Origin of the sequence: Romboutsia sp. 1001713B170207_170306_H8 (assembly GCF_015550495.1) — a bacterium.
Classification (GTDB): Bacteria; Bacillota; Clostridia; order Peptostreptococcales; family Peptostreptococcaceae; genus Romboutsia_E.
In genome coordinates this window covers 1-2,554 of the sequence record NZ_JADNAX010000032.1, presented here as the reverse complement: position 1 = coordinate 2,554, position 2,554 = coordinate 1, and the positions used below count along the sequence as shown (strand labels likewise).

The following is a 2,554-nucleotide window of genomic DNA, read 5'->3' as shown; positions in this document are numbered from 1 at the left end:
TTACCAACTAGCTAATCAGACGCGGGTCCATCCTATACCGCCGGAGCTTTGATATTTCTATCATGCGATAAAAATATGTCATCTCGTATTAGCGTACCTTTCGGTACGTTATCCGTGTGTATAGGGCAGGTTACCCACGCGTTACTCACCCGTCCGCCGCTCACTTCCGAAGAAGTTCGCTCGACTTGCATGTGTTAGGCACGCCGCCAGCGTTCATCCTGAGCCAGGATCAAACTCTCAAATAAAAGTTGTCCATTGCTCAGCTAATCATTATCTGAATATCTGGCTTGGTTGTTTGTGTTTTAATTCTTAAATAAGAATAAATTTATAAATTAACCTACTGTTTAATTTTCAAAGTTCATTGTTTCGACTTACTTATCTTAACAAGTTATTTCAATCTTGTCAACACTTTCTTTCGTTTTATTTTTATCTGTATCTCTTGGACAAGTAATAATATATCATTTATATATTATTTAGTCAATACTTTTTTATTTTTTATTATTAAAAATAATATTTTTATTTATTTTGCCTTAAATTTCAATTATTATACATTATTTATTTAAGTATATAAAATCTAATATAAGAGGATAGAAGTCATACGCATTTAATTATCTATCCTCTATACTTATTATTAATCTATTTGAGATAATAGTCTTTTTGTAACATCAGCAAGTTTTAATTCACCTAATTCTTCATTACATATAGCTATAATTACTTTTATTGCATCATCTGAATTATCCCACTTATATGCTCTTGCATTTATTATACTTTCTGGTGGCATAACTTCTTCTAATTCCATAGCTGTTTCATCCGCCATACTCATTAGTTCATCAAATAATTCTTCATCGTCTATTGATTCTAATCCAAAATCTTCTTCTATGTATTGTTTTAAAGTATCTATACATATACTTAATCTATAAGCTATAACATCTTCTCTCTTTGTAGCTTTAGACATATCAGTTTCTACTATAAAATCACTATTATCCTTTATAAGCTCTTTAATTTCTTCACTATCTACTATTTCATTTCCAAATATTACGTACAAATCCTCATCTCCTTAATACTATTTAGCCATTGATTCAATTAAATATTCCTTTACAGACCTTCTAATCCCCTTCTCTTTGGCTATTTTTATCAAATATTGATATTTAGATTTTTTTGATTCTAATTCATAAATTGCTACATCGATTAATTCATTTTCTGTTGCATTTTGAAAAAAATTTTCTGCGTGTTGTATTTCTTTTTGAGCTTGTTTTATTTCGTTGATTATTCTTTCATTTTCTAAATTACTATCTTTTAATCTATTTCTCCTTGACATTTTAAAGCCTCCTTACATAACTTGTATTATAAATCTTGACATTTTATATGATTCATATACATATTAAAGTTATTTAATAGCTTAAAAACACTTTGGAGTATCAAAAATTTCAATTAGTAAAATGAATAAAAAAAACCTCTAGTGCAATCACTAGAGGTTACTGGTGGGATTAACAGGGCTCGAACCTGTGACCCCCTGCTTGTAAGGCAGGTGCTCTCCCAGCTGAGCTATAATCCCAGGAGAATATGGTGCGCCCAAAGGGACTCGAACCCCTAACCTTCTGATTCGTAGTCAGACACTCTATCCAGTTGAGCTATAGGCGCATTTGGAGGCGACATCCAGATTCGAACTGGAGATCAAGGAGTTGCAGTCCACTGCCTTACCACTTGGCTATGTCGCCTTATTTATATATAAAATGGTGATCCATCCGCGACTCGAACGCGGGACACCCTGATTAAAAGTCAGGTGCTCTACCGACTGAGCTAATGGATCACGTATATGGGGTGGATAATGAGAGTCGAACTCACGACCTCCAGAGCCACAATCTGGCGCTCTAACCAACTGAGCTATACCCACCATATTTTAATGGTCGAGGTGAAGGGACTCGAACCCCCGGCCCCATGGTCCCAAACCAAGTGCGCTACCAAACTGCGCTACACCTCGAGATTTAAGTGGTGGACCATCAGGGACTCGAACCCCAGACCTACCGGTTATGAGCCGGGCGCTCTAACCAACTGAGCTAATGGTCCATCTTTAAATTAAATTGGTAGCGGTAACAGGAGTCGAACCTGTGACCTTTCGGGTATGAACCGAACGCTCTAGCCAACTAAGCTATACCGCCACATTTATGGTGCCCAGAGGCGGAATCGAACCACCGACACGGGGATTTTCAGTCCCCTGCTCTACCGACTGAGCTATCTGGGCATTTTGGCGGAGAGGGTGGGATTCGAACCCACGGTGCCGTTAAGCATCACTGGTTTTCAAGACCAGCTCCTTAAACCACTCGGACACCTCTCCGTTTTTATGTTTTACACTTGTTGTCTTAATTGGTGACCCATCCGAGTCTCGAACTCGGGACACCCTGATTAAGAGTCAGGTGCTCTACCAACTGAGCTAATGAGCCATAGAATTACTATGATGTCATACTCTTAGTTGAAATTAAGTTGGCAGGGGATGCAGGACTCGAACCTACGCATGTAGCAGTCAAAGTGCTATGCCTTACCGACTTGGCGAATC

At 37.8% G+C, this 2,554-nt stretch carries 2 protein-coding genes, 11 tRNA genes and 1 rRNA gene; all 14 read right to left on the bottom strand.

What is annotated here, in order from left to right:
• A 16S ribosomal RNA gene (locus tag I2A66_RS16735) occupies positions 1 to 245 on the bottom strand; the annotation flags it as partial.
• 386 nt (positions 246 to 631) lie between these two features.
• On the bottom strand, positions 632 to 1,045 hold the full coding sequence (locus tag I2A66_RS16730; protein WP_122641384.1) for a hypothetical protein: 414 nt from the start codon (positions 1,043 to 1,045) through the stop codon (positions 632 to 634).
• An 18-nt stretch (positions 1,046 to 1,063) separates the two neighbouring features.
• The gene (locus I2A66_RS16725) at positions 1,064 to 1,318 is read right to left on the bottom strand and encodes a DUF2508 family protein (protein ID WP_122641385.1); all 255 of its coding nucleotides are present in this window, start codon (positions 1,316 to 1,318) and stop codon (positions 1,064 to 1,066) included.
• A 161-nt stretch (positions 1,319 to 1,479) separates the two neighbouring features.
• Positions 1,480 to 1,555, bottom strand: a tRNA-Val gene (locus I2A66_RS16720).
• Positions 1,556 to 1,564: 9 nt separating this feature from the next.
• Positions 1,565 to 1,641, bottom strand: a tRNA-Arg gene (locus tag I2A66_RS16715).
• A gap of 3 nt (positions 1,642 to 1,644) precedes the next feature.
• A tRNA-Cys gene (locus tag I2A66_RS16710) sits at positions 1,645 to 1,718 on the bottom strand.
• Between the two features lie 16 nt (positions 1,719 to 1,734).
• A tRNA-Lys gene (locus I2A66_RS16705) sits at positions 1,735 to 1,810 on the bottom strand.
• A gap of 7 nt (positions 1,811 to 1,817) precedes the next feature.
• A tRNA-His gene (locus I2A66_RS16700) sits at positions 1,818 to 1,894 on the bottom strand.
• A 10-nt stretch (positions 1,895 to 1,904) separates the two neighbouring features.
• Positions 1,905 to 1,981 (bottom strand) — tRNA-Pro (locus tag I2A66_RS16695).
• Between the two features lie 9 nt (positions 1,982 to 1,990).
• Positions 1,991 to 2,067, bottom strand: a tRNA-Ile gene (locus I2A66_RS16690).
• A gap of 15 nt (positions 2,068 to 2,082) precedes the next feature.
• Positions 2,083 to 2,159, bottom strand: a tRNA-Met gene (locus I2A66_RS16685).
• A gap of 7 nt (positions 2,160 to 2,166) precedes the next feature.
• A tRNA-Phe gene (locus I2A66_RS16680) sits at positions 2,167 to 2,242 on the bottom strand.
• Between the two features lie 4 nt (positions 2,243 to 2,246).
• Positions 2,247 to 2,335, bottom strand: a tRNA-Ser gene (locus tag I2A66_RS16675).
• Positions 2,336 to 2,365: 30 nt separating this feature from the next.
• A tRNA-Lys gene (locus tag I2A66_RS16670) sits at positions 2,366 to 2,441 on the bottom strand.
• Between the last annotated feature and the right edge of the window lie 113 nt (positions 2,442 to 2,554).